Origin of the sequence: Microvirga soli, assembly GCF_016734765.1 — a bacterium.
GTDB classification, from domain to species: Bacteria; Pseudomonadota; Alphaproteobacteria; order Rhizobiales; family Beijerinckiaceae; genus Microvirga; species Microvirga soli.
This window is the reverse complement of sequence record NZ_JAERQE010000014.1, coordinates 1-22,658: the sequence shown is the minus strand read 5'-3', so window position 1 is coordinate 22,658 and position 22,658 is coordinate 1. Positions and strand designations below refer to the sequence as shown.

Here is a 22,658-nt window from a genome sequence, read left to right as displayed (position 1 = left end):
ATATGGCCCATTGGAAGCTGCTTCTCAGGCGCTTGGTTCGCCAGATCTGGTTCAAGATCGCGCTCTTCTGCCTGGGCGGCTTTGCGGCGGCCTTCACCGCTCTGCTGCTGCAGCCCTACATCCCCGAGGATATAGCTCTCAGCGTCGGGGCCGATTCCGTCGGCAACATTCTCGGCATCCTGGCCGCCAGCATGCTGACGGTGACGACCTTCTCCCTGACCACCATGGTCTCCGCCTTCGCATCCGCCAGCACGAACCTGACACCGCGGGCCACGCAACTCCTCATGGAGGACACGACGGCTCATAACGCCCTCGCCACCTTCCTGGGTGCCTTCCTTTACAGCATCGTCGGCATCGTCGCCCTCTCGACGGAAACCTATGGGGCCAACGGACGCCTGGTTCTGCTCGCCGTCACCATCCTGGTGATCATCTTCATCGTGGTGACGCTGCTGCGTTGGATCAGCCGTCTGACCAAGCTCGGCACTGTGCGAGAGACCATCGAGCAGCTCGAAGAGGCCGCGTCTTCGGCCCTCAGTCGATGGTGCAAACACCCTCATCTTCGGGCCGCGCCCCGCCTGGACTGGGTCCGCATGGCGCAGGCTGTCTATCCCACCGAGATCGGTTACGTTCAGAACATCGACGTGGAGAAGCTGGCCTCCATTGTCGAGAGCAGGGATGCGCTGATCGACGTGGATGTTCTGCCGGGTGCTTTCGTCGAGCCGACGCGCCCCATCGCCTATGTGGACGAAGAGATGTCGGACGAGGACATCGGCAGGGTGCGCCATGCCTTTCTCATCGGCGACCGGCGCACTTACGAGCAGGACCCGCGCTTCGGGCTCATCGCCCTGAGTGAGGTGGCCTCGCGGGCTCTGTCCCCGGCTGTCAACGATCCAGGGACCGCCATCGACGTGATCAACGCCGGCGTTCGCATCCTGGCCCTCCAAGGCGGCCGGAATGCTGAGGAGGACGTCGCCTTTCCCAAGGTCCGAATGCCCGCCCTGTCCACCGCGGACATGATGCAGGATTTCTTTGTGCCCATCGCGCGGGACGGCGCCGGTCTGGTCGAGGTGGGGATCAAGCTGCAGAAAGCGCTACAATCCCTGTCGAGACTGTCGCCTGAGGTCTTCGGCAAGCTTGCCGAGGAGCATTCAGAGGATGCCTTGCGGCGTGCGGAAAAAAGCCTCGACGAGGAACGTGATCTCGAACGGATCCGCCGCCACGCTCTGACCCATCGGCCGAAGCAGATCGTCCAGAAGAGCGTGGCGTATCCCGGCTCGTAGGTCCGGTAGATCAGCGGCGCGTCAGTGTCGCGCTCAACTCGGGTTTGTTGTTGAGACTCTGGAACACCACGCAGTAGCGCTCGGTGAGCTTGAGCAGCTGATCGACTTTCTCCTGCGGCGCATCCGTGTCGACCTCGAAGGAGAGGCGGATGTTCTTGAAGCCCACGGGCGCGCCCTTGTCGACGCCGAGTGTGCCGCGGAAATCCAGATCGCCTTCCGCCTTCACGGCGCCGTGGCGCAGGTCGATTTCGAGCGCGGTGGCGACTGCCTTCAGGGTCACGCCCGCGCAGGCCACGAGCGCTTCGAGCAGCATGTCGCCCGAGCACAGCTCCGCGCCGGAGCCGCCAGTGGCCGGGTGGAGGCCTGCGACCGCGAGCGCGCGGCCGGTCTCGACCTTGCACGCGATGTGCTGGTCATCGAGCGTACCTTGCGCCTTGAGGGTGATGACGGCGGCGTTCGGATCGCTGCGGTATTGATCCTTCAGCGGCGCCTGGAGGGCGCGAAGGGCGGTGGCGTCCATGATGGTGTCCTTGGGAGTTGTTACCACCACAGCGCAGCGGCCTGACGGTCGCGTTCGCGCTGGGGCTGCTCTTGCGGAGCTTTGAGGGAATGGTCGAGGGCCGTCAAGATGCGGCGCACCGAGGTCTCGAAGGGAAGCCCCGTCCTGTCGCGAGGCCGTGAGAGCGTGAGCGGCAATTCGTCGAAGATGCGGCCGGGCTTGGGCCGCATCACGACAGCGCGGTCGGCGAGCGTCACGGCCTCCTGCACGTCGTGCGTGACGAGCACCACGGTCGGGCGCGTTTCCTCCCACAGGCCGAGCAGATGCTCGTGCAGGCTCGCACGGGTGAAGGCATCGAGCGCCGAGAACGGCTCGTCGAGAAGCAGCACCTTCGGGTTGGTGACGAAAGCGCGGGCAATCGAGACGCGCTGCTGCTGTCCGCCCGAGAGGTCGCGCGGCCAGCGGTCGGCGTGTTCGACGAGGCCGGTCTTTTCGAGCGCATGTGTCACGCGCTGCTTCTTCTCGGAAGCGCTTAACCCAGCAAGGCCAAAGGCGATGTTGTCGAACACCGACAGCCAGGGGAGCAGGCGCGGTTCCTGAAACACGATGCCCACTGCTGGATGCGGCCCGGTGAGCGTTTCTCCGTCGAGGCGGATCCTGCCGGCGCTTTCCCGGTCGAGGCCGGCGATGAGGCGCAGCAATGTGGTCTTGCCACAGCCCGAACCGCCGATCAGCGCAACGATCTCGCCCTCGTGTACGGTGAGATTGATGTCGGAGAGCGCCCGCGTGCCGTCCGCGTAGGTCTTGGAGAGGTGCTCGAAAGACAACATTACAGTTGCTCCCGCACGGTGTCCTGCCAGCGCACGAGCGGCTTGGTCGATGCAACCAGCAGGCTGTCGGCGAGCTTGCCGAGGAGCGCGAAGGCGATGATGGCGGCGAGGATCTGGTCGGGCTTGCCCATCTGCTGTCCGTCGACGAGCAGATAGCCGAGGCCCTCGGATGCGCCCATGAATTCAGCCGCGACCACGAACATGAAGCCGAGGCCTAACCCTGAGCGCAGCGCGATGACGGCTTCAGGCAGAACGGCCGGCAGCAGGATGCGGCGGGCGAGCTGGACGCGCGAGAGGCGAAACACGTGGCCCACCTCCACGAGCTTGCGGTCGACGGAGAGGATCGCGCCCGCGATGCCGAGATAGACCGGGAAGAACACACCCACGGCAATCAACGCCACTTTCGAGGCTTCGAAGATACCGAGCCACAGAATGAACAGCGGCACCCAGGCGATGGAGGGAATCGCGCGCAGGGCCTGCAGGGTCGGGTCGAGCAATTGGCGAAGGGTCTGGCTGGAGCCTGAGAGCGCGCCGAGCACGATGCCTGACAAAGCCCCGATGAGAAAGCCGACGAGAACGCGCCAGAGTGTCATCCAGGCATGGGTCCACAACTCGCCGGTTTCGGCGAGAGCCGAGAGCGTTGCGATGATGCGGCTCGGCGGCGGCACAATACGGCCCTCGGCAAGGCCGAAGGTGACGGCCCCTTCCCAGAGAAGCGCAATGGCGACAGGCAAAAAAAAGCCGAGAAGGATGCGCCAGTCGAAGACGCGTCGCTTCTCGGTGGAGGTTGGGGCCGCGAGAGCGGCGGCACCCTCATGGGAGGACCAGGCAGAGCTTGTGGCTTGGCCTGTCACGGCGCTCTCCCGTGATGAAATCATCAGCGCGACGCGGTGGCGAAGCGGCGGTCGATCAGCGAATCGACGGCGGCGCGCACATCCGTCTGCGGGGTAATGACACCCGCTTCCTGCAGGGCGAGGCCTGCGGCGAGGATCGTGTCGACCTGAGGCTGACCGATGGAGGAGTGCGTGAGCTCCGTGCGCTCAAGCTGGCGCTCGATCACCGGATCGGGCAGCTTGGTGTAGGCGATCAGGGACTTCTTCAGCTCGTCCTTGTTGGCGAGCGCGTATTTGCGCGCTTCCCCATAGGCCTTGAGCACGCGCTCCACGAGAGCCGGGTTCTCCTTGGCGAAGGCTTCCGAGACGTTGAGCACGCCCCAGGTGTTGGCGCCGGCGTTGCGGTAGAAGAGCTGGGCGCCGCTCTCCGCTTCAGCAGCCGCCATCAGCGGATCGAGGCCAGCCCAGGCATCCACGTCGCCGCGCTCCAGAGCGGTGCGGCCATCCGGATGCTGGAGCAGAACGAGTTTCACGTCCTTCTCGGTGAGCTTGGCCTCCTGCAGGGCGCGCACCAGGAAGATGTGCGGATCGGTGCCGCGGGTCACGGCCACGCGCTTGCCCTTCAGGTCCTCGACCTTGGTGATGCCCGTATCCTTGCGGGTCACGAGCGCCGTCCATTCAGGGCGGGAATAGACATAGATCGACTTGATCGGGTTGCCGTTGATCTTGCCGATCAGCGCTGCAGCGCCGGCCGTGGAACCGAAATCGATCGAACCGGCATTCAGGAACTCAAGCGCCTTGTTGGAGCCGAGCGACTGCACCCAACGCACCTTGATGCCGTCCTTCTCCAGCTCCTTCTCGAGAAAGCCCTTGTCCTTGAGAACGAGGCTGACCGGGTTGTAGGTGGCGAAGTCGATCTTGATTTCCTTGGGCTGCGCAATGGCCCCGTTGGCGAGCAAAGTCAGGCTCGTGGCAACGGAGGCGGCGAGGAGAAGACGGCGGGTCAGGCTCATTGTTTTAAGTCCCATGTTGGGCGCATGGGGCCTGGGACTGCGGTCCTGAGGGCACCCGGCGCTTTAGCTGCACTTGTTTCGCGCCCGCAATCTGCATACTCAAATCGGCGCGTGTCCTTTTTATAGAACCAAATGTTTTTTATGTCAAACAATATCTCTTATAAAGAACATATTATCCGCTTTTCCGGATAAGGCCAGTCAGACTTTGCTCAGCCATTGGGCGAAGGCCTTTTCTGGTGGTAAGCCGAATGGCAGCTCGTATACGGTTGTTCCATGCCAGCTCACAGCCTTGAGACCATCCAGCAAAGCCTTGGCGGCCGGACGATCCGGGATGCCGCGGAACTGCGTGCTTCCCTCGTCCCCCTGCTCAAGACCTTCCTCGATGAGGGGAGGGCGGAGGCCGAGGCGAAGCTGCTGGAGAGCCAGGACGGGCTCGCCTGTGCCCGCTACCTCTGCGACCGGATGGACCAGCTTGTGCGCATCGTGCACGATGCGGTCGTCCAGCATCTCTACCCCAGTGCCAACCCGTCCGCCGGAGAGCGCGTTGCGGTCGCGGCGACCGGCGGCTATGGGCGCGGGACCCTGGCTCCCGGCTCCGACGTCGATCTCCTGTTCCTTCTGCCCTACAAGCAGACGGCGTGGAGCGAGAGCGTTGTCGAGGCCATGCTCTATGTGCTGTGGGACCTGAAGCTGAAGGTGGGCCACGCGACCCGCTCGGTGGAGGAGTGTCTGCGCGAGGCGCATGCGGATATGACGATCCGCACGTCGCTTCTTGAAACGCGCTTCCTGTTCGGTGACAGGGAGCTCTTCGATGATTTGATCAAGCGCTTCGACAAGGAAATCGTCGCCACCTCGGCTCCGGCCTTCGTCGATGCGAAGCTGAAAGAGCGCGACGCCCGCGTGGCCAAGGCCGGCGCCTCCCGCTACCTCGTCGAGCCCAACGTGAAGGACGGCAAGGGAGGCTTGCGCGATCTCAACACGCTCTTCTGGATTGCCAAATACGTCTACCGGGTGAAAGAGCCCGAGGAGCTGGTCACGGCGGGCCTCTTCACGAAGGACGAGTTCAACCTGTTCGCGCGCTGCGAGGAGTTTCTGTGGCGCGTGCGCTGCCACATGCATTTCGCCACGGGCCGCGCCGAGGAACGCCTGACCTTCGACCTGCAGCGCACGATTGCCGAGCGCATCGGCTATGCCCCACGGGGTGGGTTGTCTGCTGTCGAGCGGTTCATGAAAGCCTACTTCCTGATTGCCAAGGATGTGGGCGATCTGACGGCCATCGTTTGCGCCGAGCTTGAGTCACGTCAGACCAAGCCGCGCCCCATGCTCGACCGGGTTCTCGGCCGCTTCCGCCGCCGCCGTGGCGGCGCATTGGTGGGCGATGGCTTCATCATCGACAACAACCGCCTCAACGTCGAGAATGAAGACGCTTTCGAGCGCGATCCCGTCAACCTCATCCGCCTGTTCTGGCTTGCCGACCGGCGCAATCTTGCCATTCATCCCGATGCGAAGCGTCTGGCAACGCGCTCGCTCAAGCTCATCGGCCCGAGCCTGCGCAACGATCCGGAAGCCAACCGGCTGTTTCTCGAGATCATCACGTCCAAGAATGCCCCGGAGGTGGTGCTGCGTCAGATGAACGAGGCCGGCGTGCTCGGCCGCCTGGTTCCCGATTTCGGCCGCATCGTCGCGATGATGCAGTTCAACATGTATCATCACTATACGGTGGACGAGCACCTCGTACGCTCGGTGGGCGTGCTCACGGAGATCGAGGCGGGCCAGCTCGGGGGCGAGCATCCGCTGGCGAACCGGATCTTTCCCACCATCCGCAACCGGCGAGCGCTCTATGTCGCCGTCTTCCTGCACGACATCGCCAAGGGCCGGCCGGAGGATCACTCGACCGCCGGTGCCGCGATCGCCCGCAAGCTCGGGCCGCGCTTCGGCCTCTCCGATGCAGAAACCGACACCGTGGCCTGGCTGATCGAGCATCACCTGCTCATGTCGAACACGGCGCAGAGCCGCGACCTCTCCGATCCCGCCACCATCAAGAGCTTCGCCGAGGTGGTGCAGACTATGGAGCGCCTCAAGCTCCTGCTCGTGCTCACGATTGCCGACATCAAGGCCGTGGGACCCGGCACCTGGACCGGATGGAAGGGCCAGCTCCTGCGCAACCTCTATCACGAGACGGAGGTGCTCCTCGGCGGCGGCGCTGTGGATATCGCCCGCTCCGAGCGGGTGCGCCTCGCGCAGGAGCAGCTGCGGGCCGAGCTGCCCGATTGGTCGGATGCCGAATTCGAGGCTTATGCAGCCCGCCACATGCCGGGCTATTGGATCAAGACCGACGAGACCCGGCGGGCGAAGCAGGCCCGGCTCCTGAAAGAAGCGGAGAAGGGCGGACGGACCGTCACCACGGCTTATGAGACGGACCAGTTCCGGGACGTGACCGAACTCACCATCCTGTCCCCGGACCATCCGCGCCTGCTCGCCATCATTACCGGGGCCTGCGCGGCGTCCGGGGGCAACATCGTCGATGCCCAGATCTTCACCACCACGGACGGCCTGGCGCTCGACACCATCGTGCTCTCCCGCGCCTTCGACCGGGACGAGGACGAACTGCGCCGGGCCGAGCGGGTGGCCAAGGCCATCGAGCGGGCCCTGAAGGGCGAGGTGAGGATCGCCGATCTCGTGGACGGCAAGCGCCCGACCAAACCCGCCTCGAGGGCCTTCCACGTGCCCCCGGAGGTGACCATCGACAATTCCCTGTCGAACCGCCAGACGGTGATCGAGGTCTCCGGCCTGGACCGGCCGGGCCTGCTCTACGACCTCACCACGGCCTTGGGGAAGCTCAACCTCAACATCGCCTCGGCCCATATCGTGACCTTCGGCGAAAAGGCCGTGGACGTGTTCTACGTGACGGACCTGACCGGCACGAAAGTCACCCATGCGGGCCGCCAGGCCACCATCCGCCGGGCCCTGCTGGACGTGTTCAAGGCAGAGGAAACCGCCTCCCTCCAGCGGCGCAGTGCTTGATTTGTGGCGCCGGGGACCTGATATGTGCCCCGAACCCCTGTTTCTCCCACCTTCAGTTGATCGACCATGAATCCGAACGACACGGAAAACCAGAACGCGGCCCCACAGGCCGAGCCCGCCAACGATGCTGCCCCCGAGGCCGCTTCCGCGCCTGAGGCCGACCCGATTGCCGTTCTCGAGGCCGAGAAGGCGGATTTGAAGGACAAGCTCCTGCGCCTGATGGCCGATATGGAGAACCTGCGCCGTCGCACCGAGCGCGAGATCGCCGATGCCCGCACCTATGCGGTGGCGAACTTCGCCCGCGACATGCTCAACGTGGCCGACAATATCCGTCGCGCCATCGAGAGCGTGCCGGAGGAGGCGAGCAAAACCGCCGAGGGCGCGTTCAAGGGCCTCATCGACGGCATCGACCTCACCGAGCGCGACCTGCTCAAGAACCTGGAGCGCCACGGGGTGAAGCGCCTCGACCCGCAGGGCCAGAAATTCGACCCGAACGTGCACCAGGCCATGTTCGAGATCCCCAATGCGGAAGTCCCGAACGGCACGGTCCTGCAGGTGGTCCAGTCCGGCTACGTCATCGGCGACCGGGTCCTGCGCCCGGCCCTGGTCGGCGTTTCCAAGGGCGGCCCGAAGGCGGCCACCAATGGGGCTGGGGGCGAGACGGCGGATAATTCCTCGACGGCTTTGTAACTTCCAAGCTCTACGCTTTTCCCTCCCCCTTGTGGGGAGGGGTGGCCGCGGCAGCGGCCGGGGTGGGGGTGCCGGCGCCAGACCTTCATCGGTTATCGCCCACACCCCTACCTCCAACTCCTCCCCACAAGGGGGAGGAGAGCCGGTTGCCTGAAAAGAGCCTGCGTGATCAATACGCGGATGCTTTGTGGCTCAGCAGGCAAGGTGCCCTCGGTGAACTTCCTCCAATCCATTCCCTTCGAAACCATCGGCGTCGCCGTCTTCGCGCTGTCGGGCGCCCTGATGGCGGCCCGCAAGGGCATGGACCCGTTCGGCTTTGCGCTCCTGGCGACCCTCACGGGCGTCGGTGGCGGCACGGTCAGGGACCTTCTCATCGGCATCCGGCCGGTTTTCTGGGTGGGTGATCCGGTCGACGTGCTGGTCTGCCTCATCGTGGCAGAACTCGTCTTCATCCTCGGCCCGAAGCGCGTCACCTGGATCGAGGGCGGACGGCAGGGGCGCCTGCTGCTCTGGGCGGACGCCTTGGGCCTGGCCCTGTTCGCGGTCTCAGGCACGGCCAAGGCGCTCGGCGCCGGCGTTCCGGCCCTGTCGGCGGTGGCGCTCGGCACCGTCACGGCCACGTTCGGCGGCATCATCCGCGACATCTTCGCCGGAACGACGCCCCTCGTGCTGCGCAAGGAGATCTATGTCACGGCGGCGGCTTTGGGCGCTGCCGTCATGGTGGCCCTGCAGGCTATCGGCCTCGATCCGTTCCTCAGCGCCGCGCTGGGCTTTGTTGCTGCCTTCAGCTTGAGGGCGCTCGCCCTCCTGCACGGCTGGTCCCTGCCGGCCTTCCCGGCCCGGGATTAGAAAGCGTTCATCTCCACGCCGTCGATCACCGCCCGGAAGCGCCGCAGGTTCTCGTCCCGCTGCTCAACCCGGGTCAGGCCGACCATGCGCACGTAGCGACCGGGTTCGAAGCGGATGGTCTGCATCACGACGACCGGCTGGCCCGATTCCGCCTCCACGGCCTTGGCGACGATCTCGTGCCAGTCCTGGCCCTTGAAGCGGAAGGATTCCGAGCGCTCGAGCTTGATGTCCTTGAGGATCTGGTTGGCGTTGAGCGCCGCGCGGGCGAACTGGTTGCGCTGCTCGCCGGCGGGCGGGGCGGCATTGAGCGAGGCTGCCATGATCAGGATCGGCTGCTCCACCGCCTTGATCGTGTCCTTGGGACCGTCCGTGAACAGGACCGAGTTGCCGGAAATCGACCGCACCGGGCGGAAGCCTGCGAGGTCGCCGAGCCGGAAGGGCAGGGCGGAGACCTGCTCCTCGATGGAGATCGGCCCGCGCAGGACGACACTCTTCAGCGCGTCCCGGATCTGCGCCTCGCTGTAGCCGTCAGCGCCGCCGCGAACCTGCGCGATGACGAGGCCGGTTACGTCCTGGCCCTTCACGGCCATGACCCATTTGCGCCCTTCCACAGGGCCTTCCATGGTGCCGCCGATCAGCACGCCGGTCTTGTCGCCGAGCTTCAAGGTCTCGCGGGAGGTCTCGTTCAGGCCCTGGCGCTTCAGAGCGTCCTTGGTGAAGCCCTTGACCAGTTGCTCATAGGCCTGCGCCGGCATCTCCACGAGGTTGATGGCAGCGGCCTTCTCCTCGTTCTCGAAGCCGCTGAAGCGCCGCGACACGGCCATGTCCTGCGGTGGAACGATGCCGATCCGCGAGGCGGGCGGGAATACGGGCTCGGCCGCGAAGGCGGCCTGAACCGCGAGGGCGAAGCCCAAGGCAGCGGCTGCAAAAGCTTTCATGGATGCCCCTCCAATTGATGTGTGCTTCGAGGCTAGCGCATCGTGCGGAAAAGTGGGAACCGGTTTTCCGATCCACCCGATGCGCAAGCTATGGATTGAGCATCGGATGATCCCAAAAGTGCAAGTCCACTTTTGGGTCCGATGCTCAGAGCGCCTTTTCCACCTTGCGCAAGGTGAGATTGAGGCGCCCGCCCTGCGGCAGCAGGTCCGAGCTGCCTGGCGTCAGCCGGTCGATCCCATGATAGATCAGCCGCGCCGGGCCGCCGAACACGATCGCGTCACCGGAGCGGAGCTTGATCGATTTCGTCGGATCCTTGCGCTCCAGCCCGCCATAGCGGAATAGCGCCGTGTCGCCCAGGGACAGGGAGACGACAGGGGCATCGAACTCCTCCTCGTCCTTGTCCTGGTGCATCCCCATGCGGGCGCTCTGTTCGTAGAAGTTGATCAGGCAGGCATCGGGCGGATGCGGATAGCCGCTCAACTCCTCCCAGGCACGCAGCACCCATTCCGGCATGGCGGGCCAGGGCTCGCCGGTCTCAGGATGTGTCGGCTGGTAGCGATAACCCTGCACATCAGACACCCATCCCAGCCGCCCGCAATTGGTCATCCGCACGGAAAAAGGCTTTCCCGTACGCGGCATGCGCGGCGTGAAGAGAGGCGCGGCCTTCGTGATCCCGCGCAGAGACTGGAGCAGTTGCTCCTGGGCTGGGCGGTCGAGGTAGTCGGGGTAGTAGATGAGGCCGGGGCTAAGGGTGATGGAGGACATGGCTTTCAACACACTCCGCTGTCATTCTGGAGCGCCGTAGGCGAGCCCGGAATCCATAAACACGACGTATCGAGAAAGGGCTTTGAACGTCACGATCCTTTCTATGCTGTCAGCGGTTATAGATTCCGGGCTCCGCTCCGCGGCCCCGGAATGACAGTGGTGTTTCTTACCCCTCCAGCACCTTCTTGCTGGCGACAGTCGTATCCTCGTTGAGCTTGTAGACGAGCGGGATGCCGGTCGCGAGCTCGAGGCCAGGGATCGTCTCCGAAGTCAAACCATCGAGCACCATCACGAGGGCGCGCAGGGAATTGCCGTGCGCGGCGACCAGTACGCGCTCGCCGCGCATCGTGCGGGGCAGGATCTCGCGGATGTAGTAGGGCAGCACGCGCGCCACCGTGTCCTTCAGGCTCTCGCCACCGGGGGGCGGCACATCGTAGGAGCGGCGCCAGAGATGGACCTGCTCCTCGCCCCAGCGGGTGCGGGCGTCGTCCTTGTTGAGGCCGGCGAGGTCGCCGTAATCACGCTCATTCAAGGCTTGGTTGGCGATGGTCTTGAGATCGGGCTGGCCGATCTCTTCCAGGATCAGCTTGCAGGTGCGCTGGGCGCGGGAAAGATCGGACGTGAAGGCGATGTCGAACTGGACGCCCATCTCCTTGAGACGCTGACCGGCCGTGCGGGCTTCCTGGACGCCGAGATCGGTCAGGCCGGGATCCTTCCAGCCGGTGAACAGGTTCTTGAGGTTCCATTCGCTCTGGCCGTGACGGGCAAGCACAAGAAGGCGATCCATATCGTCGTGTCTCCGATGTCGGTGAGATGTGAGAAGGTTTTAGAGCCGGTCGAGGCCAAGGACATGGTCCATGGTGTAATAGCCCGGCTTCTTGTCGAAGCCCCAGAGCGCGGCCCTGACCGCGCCGCGGGCGAAGAGGCCCCGGTCCTCGGCCCGGTGTGACAGCTCCAGGCGCTCGCCGGCGCCGGCGAAGATCACCGAATGCTCACCCACCACGGTGCCGCCGCGCAGGGTCGCAAAGCCGATGTCGCCCGGATTGCGCGCGCCGGTATGCCCGTCGCGGCTGCGTACGGAGCGCTCCTTCAGCGAGATCTTGCGGCCTTCCGCAGCAGCTTCCCCGAGAAGGAGCGCCGTGCCGGAGGGCGCGTCGACCTTCATGCGGTGGTGCATTTCCAGCACCTCGATGTCGAAGTCTTCGCCGAGCGTCGCCGCTGCCTTGCGGACAAGGCCCGCGAGCAGGTTGACCCCGAGCGACATGTTGCCGGACTGGACGATGCGCGCATGGCGCGCCGCCGCCTCCAACTTGGCGAAGTCGGCCTCCTGAAGTCCGGTCGTGCCGACCACATGGACGATGCGGGCCTGGGCGGCGAGCGCCGCGAAGGCAACCGTTCCGGCAGGCGCCGTGAAGTCGAGCACGCCGTCGGCCTGGGCGAAGACGGGCAGGGGATCGTCGGTGACGGTCACGCCGAGATGGCCGGTGCCGGCGAGTAGCCCGGCATCCTGCCCGAGGGCTTGTGAGCCCTCCCGTTCGATGGCGCCGACGAGGGTGCAGCCCTCGGTCTCGGTCACGGCCTTGATGAGCATGCGCCCCATGCGTCCGGCAGCGCCCACCACGACAAGTCGCATCTCGCTCATGGCCGTTCTCCTGTTGTCATGGGGTCAGGGTATAGCGGCTCGGCGGGTGGCTGAGAAGCGCGGAGCCTTTCCCCTCTCCCCTCTGCGGGAGAGGGTGCCCTGCGAAGCAGGGTGGGAGAGGGGCTGTGTTTAAACTTACTGCCCCTCTCCCGGCTCACATCCGTTCGCCACCCTCTCCCGCAGAGGGGAGAGGGCACGTCTCTAACCCGGCTGCGGTCCCTCGTAGGCTTCAATGATGATGATGTCGGCGACCGCGTGGCCGTCGCGCTCGGCCTTCGCGGCCTGGTATTCGGGCGAATCCCAGCACTCCAACGCCGCCTCATAGGTCGGGAACTCGATCACCACATTGCGGGCCCGCGCTTCACCTTCGGCAACCCGATACGCGCCGCCGCGCACCAGGAAGCGGGCGCCGTATTTGGCGAACGGCACCGCATTGGCCTTCACGTAATTCTGGTAGGCGTCCGGGTTCGAGACATCGACGCGGCCGATCCAATAGCCCTTCATCGTTCAAGCTCCTTCCACGAGCACGAATTCACCCACGCAGGCGCCGTCGCGCTTGGCTTTGGCGGCCTGATATTCGGGAGAGTTGTAATAGGTCTTGGCCTGCTCGACCGAGTCGAACTCGATCACCACATTGCGGGCGCGTGCCTCGCCCTCGAGCGCCTCATAGGCGCCGCCGCGCACCAGGGGACGGCCGCCATATTGGCGGATCGCCTCGGTGGCGCCCTTGGCGTATTCCGCATAGGCCTCGGAATTGGTGACGGTCACGCGGGCAATGACATAGCCTTTAGGCATCAGGCGCTCCTTTGAGATTTCATGTGACGCAGCGAACGCGAGAGGCGGCCGATCGTCAACCCTCATCCTTGTCGTCATCACCGGCCTTGTGCCGGTGATCCCGCTTTAAGACCCTCTGTCCTCATCCTGAGGAGGATTGTGTGAGCAATCCGTCTCGAAGGAGGATCCAGTGCTCTCTTGACCCTCCTTCGAGACGCAGCCTGTCGGCTGCTCCTCAGGATGAGGGTTGCGGTTGTTCAATACGCGGATGGCTGGGGCTGATCCCGGATCAAGTCCGGGGACGGCCATGACGGAGAGGGAATGTCTCATCCATTCCCTTTGGGAAGATCAATCGACCAGGAGAGCCGGCAGGTCGGCCAGCAGGCTGTCGCGGGCGCGAAAGCTCGCCACGGAACTTTCCTTGCGCTCGTCGCGGATCAGCCGCGTGAACAGGATCCTGCGCTCGCCCTTCTGCGCCCATCCGACGAACCAGCCGAACTGACGGGAGCGGTCGAACGCGCCGTTCCGCAGCGGCTGGAAGCCCGTGCCGGTCTTGCCATAAGCCGTCCAGCCATCGGCCAGCGGGAAGCTCGGCATGATCGCGAGGGTCATGTCGCGGGCCTTGTCTGAGACCGGCAGTTCGCGCTTCAGGAGCCTGCTCATGAAAGCGATCTGCTCCACAGGCGAGATCTGCAGCGAGGAGGCGCTCAACCATGCGCGGGTCAGGCCGTTCTCCTTGCCCTTGTCGCCGCTGACGTCGCGGTTGCCATAGCCGAAGCCCTTGACATAACGTTTGAAGCGCTGCGAGCCGAGGTCGCGGGTCAAGACGTGCGAGTACCAGAGCACGGAATCCTTCAGCCAAGAGCGCGGCGTCGTGGTTTTCCGCCATGCCTCGTTCCAGGATTTGTATTCAGGCTTGTAGGGCCAGGCAGGCTCATCCTCGCCCTTGAGGATGCCGGCATCATAGCCCATCACGCTCAACGGGACCTTGAAGGTGGAGGCGGGGCTGCTGCGGCGCTCGCAATCGCCCTCGCGCTTCAGCACGCGGCCGGTCTCAAGCTCGGTGACGAGGGTGCAGGTATCGGCCCGGGCTGCGCCGGCGAGCGCGAGCAGGCAGGACCACGCAAGAAGTAGGCGAGCCAGCATCGGGTGTCTCAGGCGTCGGCGATCTCACGGACAATGGCTTCCGCTGCCGCGCGCGGATCGGCAGCCTTCACGATGGGGCGGCCGACCACGAGGTGGTTGGCGCCGAGCCGGATGCCCTCCGCCGGCGTGACGACGCGCTTCTGATCGCCAGCCTCGGCACCGGTCGGGCGGATGCCGGGCGTGACGATCAGGCGGTTGCGACCGACGATGCCGCGCACGCGCTGGGCTTCCGGCGCTGCGCAGACGATGCCGTCGATGCCGATGTCTCGGGCCTGCTCCGCGCGACGCGCCACGAGCTCTGCTGCCGAAACCGGAGCATAGCCTGCCTCGGCGAGATCGTTGTCGTCGTAGGATGTCAGCACCGTCACGGCGAGGATTTTCAGATCGGATCCCGCTTTTCCGGCCATGGCGGCCCGCATGGTCTGCGGGTAGGCGTGGACGGTCAGGAACGTGGCGCCAAGGCGCGCCACCGAGCGCACGCCCTGCTCCACCGTGTTGCCGATGTCGTGCAGCTTGAGATCGAGAAAGACCTTCTTGCCCTGGCCGATCAGCTCGCGGGCGAACTCGAAGCCACCGGCATAAGCCAGCTGATAACCGATCTTGTAGAAGGTGCCGGCATCGCCGATGCGCGTCACGATGGAGCGCGCTTCATCGACGCTTCCCACATCGAGACCAATGATGAGCCTGTCGCGAATGTCTCCTGCGGGAACGAAATTCGTCGAAAGAGACATCGCGGCGCTCATGGCTTGTTGACCTTGTTGTAGACCCAGACGCGGGCCGGGGGCAGGTTGCGCCAGATCCGGTTGGACGCCCGGGCGCTGTAGCTGTCCGAGCGCGCCGGGATCGGCGGCACCACCGCATAGGTGAACTGGATGAAGGGCGCGTTCGGGTGCATCATGGCCTGCGCGGCTTCCAGGAGGTCCAGGCGCTGATCCATGGGCTTGGTGAAGAGCGGCAGGCTCGACACGGTGGCGGCTCCCGGCTCGGCCAAGATGCCGGAGAGGGTCTCCTTCAGGTCGTAGGCATCGCCCTGGATGATCGTCGCCTTGGGAAAGCGGCGCTTCAGGAGCTGGCAGAATTCGGGATTGTACTCGATCAGCACCAGCCGGTCCTGGGCCACGCCGCGGCGGATCAGGGCGTCGGTCACCGGGCCGGTGCCGGGGCCGAGCTCGATGACGGGGCCTGGAATGCGCGGGTCCACATAGGACGCCATGGCCCTGGCCAGGACCTTGCTGGAGGGGGTCACGGACCCGATGACAAGAGGCCGCTCGAGCCAGGAGCGCAGGAAGCGCGCCTCATCCTGGAAGCGATCTTTCTTGAGAGGGATTTTCCGGGCCGTTGGCCGTTGGAACGACTGAACCACTAAGCTGACCCCTCGATCCTGCAGATCATTCTGGCTGTTTAGACCCCGAAGAAAACGACCGTCAAGTTAAGTTGATCCGCCCAGACCGTCGAGAAACTCACGGAATCGGGAGAAAAATCCCGAACTTTCCGGGTGGTTCTCCTTGGAGCACTCCTGGTCGAACTCCATCAGGAGCTCGCGCTGGCGCTTGGTGAGCTTCTGCGGGGTTTCCACAACAACCTGGATGTAGAGGTCGCCCACATCCCTCGCGCGCAGCACCGGCATGCCCTTGCCGCGCAGGCGAAACTGCTTGCCGGTCTGGGTGCCCTCGGGCACCTTCACGAGCGCCTCGGAGCCGCCCAGCGTCGGCACATTGAACTCGCCGCCGATCGCCGCCGTCACCATGGAGATCGGCACGCGGCAGAACAGGTCCGCGCCATCCCGCTGGAAGAACGGATGCGCCTTGATCGACAGGAAGATGTAGAGGTCGCCCGCAGGCCCGCCGCGCAGGCCCGCTTCGCCTTCGCCCGCAAGGCGGATGCGCGTGCCGTCCTCGACGCCGGCCGGGATGTTGACCGAGAGCGTGCGCTCGCGGGTGACGCGGCCTGCGCCGCCGCAGGAGGCACAGGGGTCGTCGATGACCTCGCCGCGCCCATGGCAGTTGGGGCAGGTGCGCTCGATGGAGAAGAAGCCTTGCGTCGCCCGCACCCGGCCAGCGCCGCCGCAGGTGGGGCAGGCCTTGGGCTTCGAGCCCGGCTTCGCGCCGGAGCCTGAGCAGGCCTCGCAGGTGACTGAGGTCGGGATCCTGAGTTCCGCGTTCTTGCCGTGGAAGGCCTCGTCGAGGGAGATCTCGAGATTGTAGCGCATGTCGGCGCCACGCTCGCGCCCGCCGGCGCTGCGGCCGCGGCCCCGCCCGCCGCCACCGGCATCGCCGAAGAAGTTCTCGAAGATGTCCGACATGAAGTCGGAGAAATCGCCGTTGAAGCCCGGCCCACCGGCCCCGCTGCCATTGGCGAAGGCCGCGTGGCCGTAGCGGTCGTAGGCCGCGCGCTTCTGGCCGTCGGAGAGGGTCTGGTAAGCCTCGTTGAGCTCCTTGAACTGGACCTCGGCCTCGTGATTGCCCGGGTTGCGGTCCGGGTGATACTGCATCGCGAGCTTGCGGAAGGCGGCCTTCATCTCCGCCTCGGTCGCGGTCTTCGCGACGCCAAGAACCTCGTAATAATCGCGCTTGGACATGTCAGGCGCCCCTCGGAGCGGTCAGCCGCTCCGTCTTGTTCATCGTCCGCATTGCATGCGCTGCACAGGGAGAAGCTCCTGAAGCTTTTGCCGGAGCATCGCGAAAAGCGGTCGGTTGATCGGTCATGGGTGTTTCAAGCTCATTTCACGAAAACGGCACCCGGTCATGAAACCGGGTGCCGAATTCTCTAAAGAGCGCTCTTCATTCAGGCGCGCTTTTTCTTGTCGCCTTCGTCGACTTCCTGGAAGTCGGCGTCGATGACGTCGTCCTTCTTAGGCTCTTCGCCCTCCGGCTGCTCGCCGCCTTCCGCAGCGCCGGCCTGAGCCGCGTACATGGCTTCGCCGAGCTTCATGGAGGCCTGCATCAGGTCCGTCGTGCGGGCCTTGATGACCTCGGAGTCCTCGCCGGCCAGCGCCTGACGCAGCGCGTCGATGGCGGTGGTGATGCCCTGCCTGTCGGCTTCCGACACCTTGTCGCCGTACTCCGTGACCGATTTCTCGGTGGCGTGGATCAGGCTCTCGCCCTGGTTCCTGGCCTCGACAAGCTCGCGGCGCTTCTTGTCTTCCTCGGCGTGGGCCTCGGCGTCCTTCACCATCTTGTCGATGTCGGCGTCAGAGAGACCACCGGACGCCTGGATGCGGATCTGGTGCTCCTTGGCCGTGGCCTTGTCCTTCGCCGTGACGTTCACGATGCCGTTCGCGTCGATGTCGAAGGTCACCTCGATCTGCGGCACGCCGCGCGGTGCGGGCGGAATGCCCACGAGGTCGAACTGGCCGAGCAGCTTGTTGTCCGCCGCCATCTCGCGCTCGCCCTGGAAGACCCGGATGGTGACCGCGTTCTGGTTGTCTTCGGCCGTGGAGAACACCTGGCTCTTCTTCGTCGGGATCGTCGTGTTGCGGTCGATCAGACGGGTGAACACGCCGCCGAGCGTCTCGATGCCGAGCGACAGCGGGGTCACGTCGAGGAGCAGAACGTCCTTCACGTCGCCCTGGAGCACGCCGGCCTGGATCGCCGCGCCGATAGCCACGACCTCATCCGGGTTGACGCCCTTGTGGGGCTCCTTGCCGAAGAAGTTCTTCACCACTTCCTGGATCTTGGGCATGCGGGTCATGCCGCCGACCAGAACCACCTCGTCGATGTCGCCCGGCGAGATGCCGGCATCCTTGAGGGCCTTGCGGCAGGGCTCGATGGTCTTCTGCACGAGGTCGTCCACGAGCTGCTCGAACTTGGCGCGCGAGAGCTTGAGGGCGAGGTGCTTCGGACCGGAGGCGTCCGCCGTGATGTAGGGCAGGTTGATCTCGGTCTGGGAGGCTGAGGACAGCTCGATCTTGGCCTTCTCGGCCGCTTCCTTCAGGCGCTGAAGGGCGAGCTTGTCCTTGGTCAGGTCGATGCCCTGCTCCTTCTTGAACTCCGCCGCCAGGTACTCGACCAGGCGCATGTCGAAGTCCTCGCCGCCGAGGAAGGTGTCGCCGTTGGTGGACTTCACCTCGAACACGCCGTCGCCGATCTCGAGCACGGACACGTCGAAGGTGCCGCCGCCGAGGTCATAGACCGCGATCATGCCGGTCTGCTTCTTGTCCAGGCCGTAGGCCAGGGCAGCGGCAGTCGGCTCGTTGATGATGCGCAGGACCTCGAGGCCGGCGATGCGGCCGGCGTCCTTGGTGGCCTGACGCTGGGCGTCGTTGAAATAGGCCGGAACCGTGATGACGGCTTGCGTGACCGGCTGCCCGAGATAGGACTCGGCCGTCTCCTTCATCTTCTGAAGGGTGAAGGCGGAGATCTGCGAGGGCGACATCTGCTTGCCGTCGGCCTCGACCCAGGCGTCGTTATTGCCGCCCTTCACGATGTGATAGGGGACGAGGCCCACGTCCTTCTTGGTCATGGGGTCGTCGAAGGTGCGGCCGATCAGTCGCTTGATGGCGAAGAACGTGCGCGACGGGTTCGTGACCCCCTGGCGCTTGGCCGGCTGGCCGACGAGGCGCTCGCCTTCGTCCGTGAAGGCCACGATGGACGGGGTCGTCCGGGCGCCTTCCGCGTTTTCGATGACTTTAGGCGTCGAGCCTTCCATGACTGCGACGCAGGAATTGGTGGTGCCGAGATCGATGCCGATCACTTTACCCATGGCGGGATCCCTCACTTTCAAGCAGACCGCCGAGCCCTCAAAGCAGCTCGGCCCATGGCTTACATGTTGCTGACAAATTGCCGGGGCCGCCTCGAACCGAGCCGTGCCCCGTGCTGGCCAGGATATAAGAAGGGGTTTTCAGGCCTGCAAGACGATCATGAGCGCTAGTTTGCGCCAATTCGTCGAAGCCGGACCCTGTTGCATTCCTGCAATAAGGGCCGGAGCGCCCGAGTCGCGGTCCTTGAGGCCCGGTTCAGGCGGAGCGGTTATCGGGGGCTGTTTCGACGATCAGGGTGAGCGCCGCCCGCAGGACCACCTGCCCGGCCTCGTCCCGGACACTGACGATGAAGGTTTTCTGGTCGCCGTCGGGAAGGGCGTCCCGCGCCAGGTCGGGCAGGGCCTTCTGGGCCTCGATCCTGGCCATTTCGACGCTCTGCAGCTCGATCCCTTCAGGGTCGGAAATGAGGCGGTTGCCGTCGTAGGTGTCGAAAAAAAAGCGCGCCAACGGCATTCCCTCATAGCCTCGTGTCTTACAACTCAAGGAAGGGGCGATTTGTTCGATAGTCCGTCGGTGAGGTGGAAAAGCCTAAAATTCCAAGCTCCTGGCCGGCCTTTGAGCAATGGCTGGCCAAGCGAAACGGTCGGGCCTACCATGCCCGGTACATAGCCGGTGTGGCTGTGGCTGGTTGCGGGACGCAGGGCCTGCGAGAAGGAGCCCGACCATGATGGCCCATCCCCCGAACGGAATGATGATCCGCAAGCTGGAGAGCATCTTTCCGCTCTCGGATGAGGAAAGGGATGCCCTTGCCAGCCTCCCGATGCAGGTCGTGACCTTCAGGCCCGATCAGGACATCGTGCGCATCGGCGACCGTCCGACCCAGTCCTGCATGGTGCTCCAGGGCTTCACCTGCGTCTACAAGCTCACGGCCGAGGGGAAGCGCCAGATCGTGGCCTTCCATGTGCCCGGCGACATGCCCGATCTGCAGAGCCTGCACCTGAAGGTGTTGGACAACAGTGTTGCCACGGTAAGCCCCTGCACGCTCGGCTTCATCCCGCACGAGGCCCTGCAGGGCATTTGCAACCGCCATTCCCGGATCACCGCAGCCCTGTGGCGCGAGACCCTTGTCGACGCCTCGATCTTCCGGGAATGGATGACCGGCATCGGGCGGCGCGAAGCCTATAACCGGATGGCCCATCTCCTGTGCGAGTTCCTGGTGCGCCTGACGGCGGTGGGCCTAGCGGAGGACGGGACCTTCGACCTGCCCATCACCCAGACCGAGCTTGCGGATGCCATCGGGGCCAGCACGGTTCACGTCAACCGCGTCCTGCAGGAGCTTCGGGCCGACGGACTCATCCGCAGCAAGGGAACGCAGGTGAGCATCCTGGACTGGGAAGGATTGAAGGCAACGGGCGATTTCGACCCGCTCTACCTCCACCTCAGGCAGGATGGGAATGCGTGAATAAGGACGGCTGACCGCGTCGAAACTCAAGCCCTGCACGGTTTAAGAGGGCGGGCTCGGTGATCCTCCTCCGATCCCCATGATCGGCAGAAGCTGATCGCGCTTGAAGCGCTCAGTGCGCTCCCGTTCCCGGGCCTCGATCTGCTCGGCCGTCGGCTCGCACGCATCCTCGCATTCCATGAACATGACCGCGACCTTGTCGAGCGCGCCACGCTCCGAAGCCTCGGGCGACTCCGGACCGGAGGTCTGTGCCAGGAAGGCGTTCAGGAGCGGCCAATGCGAAACGTGGTGCCAGAGCTTCTGGATCGGTGCGCCCATGGCAGCCTCCTCTCATCCAAGAATTGCTCTTGGTGGAAGGATAGCACAGGTCAGCCCAATCTCTAAGTAAGGCGGCCGGGATGATCCCGCTCTGGGCGTAAGAGAACTCTACCCTTCGCTCCCGGTCAGGCTGCGTCCCGCTTCCCAGCCCAAAATCGCCTGCTTGCGGGTAAGCCCCCAATGGTAGCCGGTGAGGGCGCCGGAGCGGCCGAGCACCCGGTGGCAGGGGACCACGAAGGAGACCGGGTTCTTGCCCACCGCTGCGCCCACGGCCCGGCAGGCCGCGGGCTTGCCGATGTGGCGGGCGATGTCGGAATAGGTCGTGGCCCGGTCGCGGGGGATGCGCAGCAGGGTCTGCCAGACCCGCACCTCGAAATCGGTGCCGATGAGCACCACCCGGAGCGGCTGTTCCGCCTGCCATTGCGACGGGCTGAAGATGCGCTTCGCCACAGACGCCGTGGCGACCGGGTCCTCCACATACTCCGCCTTCGGCCAGCGCCGGGTCATGTCGGCAAGCGCCGCCTGCCGGTCCCCGTCATCCACGAAGCCTAGGCCTGCGAGCCCTCTGTCGGTGACGATCAGCAGCGCCTCGCCGAAGGGCGAGGGATGGAAGCCGAAGCGCATGGTCAGGCCCGAGCCGCCCGTCTTGTAGTCGCCGGGCGTCATGGCTTCGTGGGTGACGAACAGGTCATGCAGCCGGGCCGGGCCTGACAGCCCAAGCTCGTAGGTGGCGTCGAGCACGCTCGCGGAATCCGCCAGGAGCGCCTTGGCGTTGTCGAGCGTAATCGCCTGGAGAAAGGCTTTGGGCGACAGGCCTGCCCAGCGCCGGAAGAGATGATGCACATGGGTGGTGGAGAGCCCCACATGGTCGGCGATCGCCTCCAGCGAGGGCTGTTCGCGCCAGCGCTCGGAGATGTACGCGATGATCCGGCGCACCCGCTCGTAGTCGGAATGGGGCTCGTCCGGCACCATGAGGTCGGCCGGTTCGATGGTGATGTTGCGCAAGGTATCGAGCATGGGAGTGATCCTTCATTACGGATCATCTTAAGCGATCCCGAGGGAGTGGCGACACCCGATTTCTGCGGTGTTTTTCTCACCCGCTCACACGGTTGTGCCGCCGCTTTCGCTACATGACTGCGAGAATGCCAGCGGCCTTTGTCACGGACACGAACATCTGCCGAGCATGCTCGATCGTGGCCTGATCGGGGTGCTCATGAGCACATGCCAGAGCCGCGGCGGCAATTAGCCAGATTCCAGGACTGCGGGCACGCAGCTCGGTGAGTTGCGTGATGCCGTACCATCGCATCACGGCCAATGCTTTCGTGAGATCCTTGATCGCATACTGCCGCTTTCCCCCATTGGCGGCTTCGATTGTGATGATGACGGGCGAACTGAAAGAATGTCGGTTCATGAAGGGCTTCCGAAGATGGAGATTGGCGTAAGACGGCTCATTCGTCGGCCGCTACTGGAACTCTGCTGGCCAAGGAGCAAAAGGCGGGGAAGTGATCCTGCCCCGCAAGGCTCGGCCTTTCGTCTGTCTTCTTCCGTGCGATTTCTGCTTCGGCAGGTTGGAACTGCCGCTCCGGCCGAAGGATATGGCGACGTGACGAAGGGTGAGAGGCGGTTTTCGTGGTTCTCATGAAAAGCACTCAGGATAGGCGTTGCTGTCGGCATCCGCGGATGCGTGACACTTCATCGACCGTGATCGAGCCCCAGGCAGTGCTTGTTCATCTATAGTTTATGGCGGACTGATACCTGACTTGCTCCATCCCGTCAGTCGGGAAGCCGACATATCCATCAAGATCGCTTAACCTATGTTAGTCGGCCCTGAATAATGCGGCGGCACGAGGCGGGCGCTGGATTTCAGGCGACCTGAGAAGTATCCGATTGCGCGA

24 protein-coding genes are annotated in these 22,658 nt (G+C 64.7%); 5 read left to right on the top strand and 19 right to left on the bottom strand.

All coding sequences use genetic code 11. From position 1 onward, the window contains the following. Window positions 1–2: 2 nt before the first annotated feature. A complete protein-coding gene (locus tag JKL45_RS13810; RefSeq protein ID WP_201861762.1) occupies window positions 3–1,280 on the top strand; it encodes a DUF2254 domain-containing protein in 1,278 nt (425 codons plus the stop codon). A 10-nt stretch (window positions 1,281–1,290) separates the two neighbouring features. Here JKL45_RS13810 and JKL45_RS13805 read toward each other — a convergent pair whose 3' ends face one another. From JKL45_RS13805 to JKL45_RS13790, 4 genes are read right to left on the bottom strand one after another with little or no spacing between them, the layout of a single operon-like run. Next, complete coding sequence (locus JKL45_RS13805; protein ID WP_201861761.1) at window positions 1,291–1,800, bottom strand: OsmC family protein; 510 nt, start codon at window positions 1,798–1,800, stop codon at window positions 1,291–1,293. Between the two features lie 20 nt (window positions 1,801–1,820). Continuing rightward, window positions 1,821–2,609, bottom strand: a complete 789-nt coding sequence (locus JKL45_RS13800) for an ABC transporter ATP-binding protein (protein WP_201861759.1) — start codon at window positions 2,607–2,609, stop codon at window positions 1,821–1,823. Further along, the gene (locus JKL45_RS13795; protein ID WP_201861757.1) at window positions 2,609–3,463 is read right to left on the bottom strand and encodes an ABC transporter permease; all 855 of its coding nucleotides are present in this window, start codon (window positions 3,461–3,463) and stop codon (window positions 2,609–2,611) included. Before JKL45_RS13795 ends, JKL45_RS13800 begins: the two co-directional genes overlap by 1 nt. A 23-nt stretch (window positions 3,464–3,486) precedes the next feature. Then, window positions 3,487–4,455 carry an aliphatic sulfonate ABC transporter substrate-binding protein gene (locus JKL45_RS13790; protein WP_201861756.1) on the bottom strand — a complete coding sequence of 323 codons (969 nt, stop codon included), beginning with the start codon at window positions 4,453–4,455 and terminating at the stop codon, window positions 3,487–3,489. 273 nt (window positions 4,456–4,728) lie between these two features. On the opposite strand from JKL45_RS13790, the gene JKL45_RS13785 reads away from it, so the two are divergent. The 3 genes from JKL45_RS13785 (at window position 4,729) to JKL45_RS13775 (ending at window position 9,018) form a co-directional block, all read left to right on the top strand. Further along, entirely contained in the window at window positions 4,729–7,479 is a 2,751-nt protein-coding gene (locus tag JKL45_RS13785; RefSeq protein ID WP_201861755.1) for a [protein-PII] uridylyltransferase, read from the top strand. 66 nt (window positions 7,480–7,545) lie between these two features. Continuing rightward, window positions 7,546–8,169, top strand: coding sequence for a nucleotide exchange factor GrpE (gene grpE, locus JKL45_RS13780; RefSeq protein ID WP_201861752.1), 624 nt, complete (start codon window positions 7,546–7,548; stop codon window positions 8,167–8,169). A gap of 213 nt (window positions 8,170–8,382) precedes the next feature. After that, a complete protein-coding gene (locus JKL45_RS13775; protein WP_312896962.1) occupies window positions 8,383–9,018 on the top strand; it encodes a trimeric intracellular cation channel family protein in 636 nt (211 codons plus the stop codon). Here the strand turns inward: JKL45_RS13775 and JKL45_RS13770 are convergent. From JKL45_RS13770 to JKL45_RS13715, 12 genes are all read right to left on the bottom strand, one after another. After that, window positions 9,015–9,956: a hypothetical protein gene (locus JKL45_RS13770; protein ID WP_201861750.1), complete on the bottom strand. Its 942-nt coding sequence runs from the start codon at window positions 9,954–9,956 to the stop codon at window positions 9,015–9,017. The genes JKL45_RS13775 and JKL45_RS13770 overlap by 4 nt on opposite strands. A 145-nt stretch (window positions 9,957–10,101) precedes the next feature. After that, the gene (locus JKL45_RS13765; RefSeq protein WP_201861748.1) at window positions 10,102–10,722 is read right to left on the bottom strand and encodes an alpha-ketoglutarate-dependent dioxygenase AlkB family protein; all 621 of its coding nucleotides are present in this window, start codon (window positions 10,720–10,722) and stop codon (window positions 10,102–10,104) included. Between the two features lie 166 nt (window positions 10,723–10,888). Next, on the bottom strand, window positions 10,889–11,509 hold the full coding sequence (locus tag JKL45_RS13760; RefSeq protein WP_201861747.1) for a 2,3-bisphosphoglycerate-dependent phosphoglycerate mutase: 621 nt from the start codon (window positions 11,507–11,509) through the stop codon (window positions 10,889–10,891). A 39-nt stretch (window positions 11,510–11,548) separates the two neighbouring features. Continuing rightward, complete coding sequence (gene dapB, locus JKL45_RS13755) at window positions 11,549–12,355, bottom strand: 4-hydroxy-tetrahydrodipicolinate reductase (RefSeq protein ID WP_201861914.1); 807 nt, start codon at window positions 12,353–12,355, stop codon at window positions 11,549–11,551. Between the two features lie 210 nt (window positions 12,356–12,565). Continuing rightward, complete coding sequence (locus JKL45_RS13750; protein ID WP_173947707.1) at window positions 12,566–12,868, bottom strand: DUF1330 domain-containing protein; 303 nt, start codon at window positions 12,866–12,868, stop codon at window positions 12,566–12,568. A 3-nt stretch (window positions 12,869–12,871) separates the two neighbouring features. Continuing rightward, window positions 12,872–13,159, bottom strand: a complete 288-nt coding sequence (locus JKL45_RS13745; RefSeq protein WP_201861746.1) for a DUF1330 domain-containing protein — start codon at window positions 13,157–13,159, stop codon at window positions 12,872–12,874. 327 nt (window positions 13,160–13,486) lie between these two features. Next, window positions 13,487–14,284, bottom strand: a complete 798-nt coding sequence (gene blaOXA, locus JKL45_RS13740; protein ID WP_201861745.1) for a class D beta-lactamase — start codon at window positions 14,282–14,284, stop codon at window positions 13,487–13,489. Between the two features lie 8 nt (window positions 14,285–14,292). Further along, window positions 14,293–15,015: an orotidine-5'-phosphate decarboxylase gene (pyrF, locus tag JKL45_RS13735; RefSeq protein ID WP_246498535.1), complete on the bottom strand. Its 723-nt coding sequence runs from the start codon at window positions 15,013–15,015 to the stop codon at window positions 14,293–14,295. A gap of 8 nt (window positions 15,016–15,023) precedes the next feature. Continuing rightward, the gene (locus JKL45_RS13730) at window positions 15,024–15,647 is read right to left on the bottom strand and encodes a class I SAM-dependent methyltransferase (RefSeq protein ID WP_201861742.1); all 624 of its coding nucleotides are present in this window, start codon (window positions 15,645–15,647) and stop codon (window positions 15,024–15,026) included. Window positions 15,648–15,713: 66 nt separating this feature from the next. Beyond that, on the bottom strand, window positions 15,714–16,862 hold the full coding sequence (gene dnaJ / locus JKL45_RS13725) for a molecular chaperone DnaJ (protein ID WP_201861740.1): 1,149 nt from the start codon (window positions 16,860–16,862) through the stop codon (window positions 15,714–15,716). 206 nt (window positions 16,863–17,068) lie between these two features. Then, window positions 17,069–18,985 carry a molecular chaperone DnaK gene (gene dnaK, locus JKL45_RS13720; protein ID WP_201861738.1) on the bottom strand — a complete coding sequence of 639 codons (1,917 nt, stop codon included), beginning with the start codon at window positions 18,983–18,985 and terminating at the stop codon, window positions 17,069–17,071. Window positions 18,986–19,238: 253 nt separating this feature from the next. Then, a complete protein-coding gene (locus JKL45_RS13715; protein WP_201861735.1) occupies window positions 19,239–19,490 on the bottom strand; it encodes a DUF6894 family protein in 252 nt (83 codons plus the stop codon). A 217-nt stretch (window positions 19,491–19,707) separates the two neighbouring features. Between JKL45_RS13715 and JKL45_RS13710 the strand changes: the two genes are divergently transcribed. Then, window positions 19,708–20,445: a Crp/Fnr family transcriptional regulator gene (locus JKL45_RS13710; protein WP_246498534.1), complete on the top strand. Its 738-nt coding sequence runs from the start codon at window positions 19,708–19,710 to the stop codon at window positions 20,443–20,445. Between the two features lie 42 nt (window positions 20,446–20,487). On the opposite strand, the gene JKL45_RS13705 is transcribed toward JKL45_RS13710, so the two are convergent. The 3 genes from JKL45_RS13705 to JKL45_RS13695 form a co-directional block, all read right to left on the bottom strand. Next, on the bottom strand, window positions 20,488–20,763 hold the full coding sequence (locus JKL45_RS13705) for a hypothetical protein (RefSeq protein ID WP_201861734.1): 276 nt from the start codon (window positions 20,761–20,763) through the stop codon (window positions 20,488–20,490). Window positions 20,764–20,871: 108 nt separating this feature from the next. Next, on the bottom strand, window positions 20,872–21,735 hold the full coding sequence (locus tag JKL45_RS13700) for a methylated-DNA--[protein]-cysteine S-methyltransferase (protein ID WP_246498541.1): 864 nt from the start codon (window positions 21,733–21,735) through the stop codon (window positions 20,872–20,874). Between the two features lie 154 nt (window positions 21,736–21,889). Next, the gene (locus JKL45_RS13695) at window positions 21,890–22,174 is read right to left on the bottom strand and encodes a hypothetical protein (RefSeq protein WP_201861729.1); all 285 of its coding nucleotides are present in this window, start codon (window positions 22,172–22,174) and stop codon (window positions 21,890–21,892) included. Window positions 22,175–22,658 lie beyond the last annotated feature (484 nt).